The sequence below is a fragment of the Salinimicrobium oceani genome (genome assembly GCF_012037645.1).
This window is the reverse complement of the sequence record NZ_JAAVJR010000092.1, coordinates 1-805: the sequence shown is the minus strand read 5'-3', so window position 1 is coordinate 805 and position 805 is coordinate 1. Positions and strand designations below refer to the sequence as shown.

General features: G+C 36.5%; 2 protein-coding genes. Both read left to right on the top strand.

Features of this window, described 5'->3' with window-relative positions; all coding sequences use genetic code 11:
• The coding region (locus HC175_RS15595) for a hypothetical protein (protein ID WP_209310014.1) at positions 1–393 on the top strand (393 nt) is incomplete at its 5' end.
• A gap of 172 nt (positions 394–565) precedes the next feature.
• The coding region (locus tag HC175_RS15590) for a hypothetical protein (protein WP_168139366.1) at positions 566–805 on the top strand (240 nt) is incomplete at its 3' end.

The following is an 805-nucleotide window of genomic DNA, read 5'->3' as shown; positions in this document are numbered from 1 at the left end:
CAAGGCTTTTTTGATGAAAATGTTTTAGCCTTGAAAATAGATGGAAAAGAAGAATATGCGTTTTTAGTCAATGAAAATAAATTTGACGGTGAATTAAATACTGCAGAAAGTATTTTCAAATTCCTTGAAGAAAAATACCTGCAGCAACTTAATCAAACTTCAGCCAGAAATGCAACAAGTTTTGATCCTTCGCAGCTTAAATCTCCTTGCACCAAGGTTCTAAAAAATTTAAATGATGGCCGGGTAATGACCATATATTCAACTTCAACCAGAACCGGAGAATATAACATTGGAGATAAAGCATCAATAGATGGTTCTGTTCCGGAAGATGGAAATTATCATTTCGGCTGGACTGGTTGTGTGACTATCGAAAAAGGGGTGGTAAGGTATTAATACTAGTGAGCATATTTTTGAAAGTGGAAAATAGACAAAAAGGGCAACTGTTCGGGATTTCCGAACAGTTCAAATTGATGGACGATAGCTATCGGAATTGTGAGGTCTATAGGCAAACCACAACAAACATTTCTCAAAAATGACGTTTTTGACACTAATAAAAATCAATAGAATGAAAGAAAATCTACTCCCCCGCTACTGGAAAATGAGTGCTCCAGGAATATTTTTGGTTTTGATAAGTACTTTAAGTTGCTCACCTAAGATCGGGACGACTGAGACCGATAACCACGAAACTCCATTCTGGACATTAGAGAAAGCCAAAAAACAAGCGGCTGATTTTAATTCCTCCGAAACCTGGGACACTGAAACCCTAAATATGGAGATTGAATATATTGATGCTTTGACTTCTCAA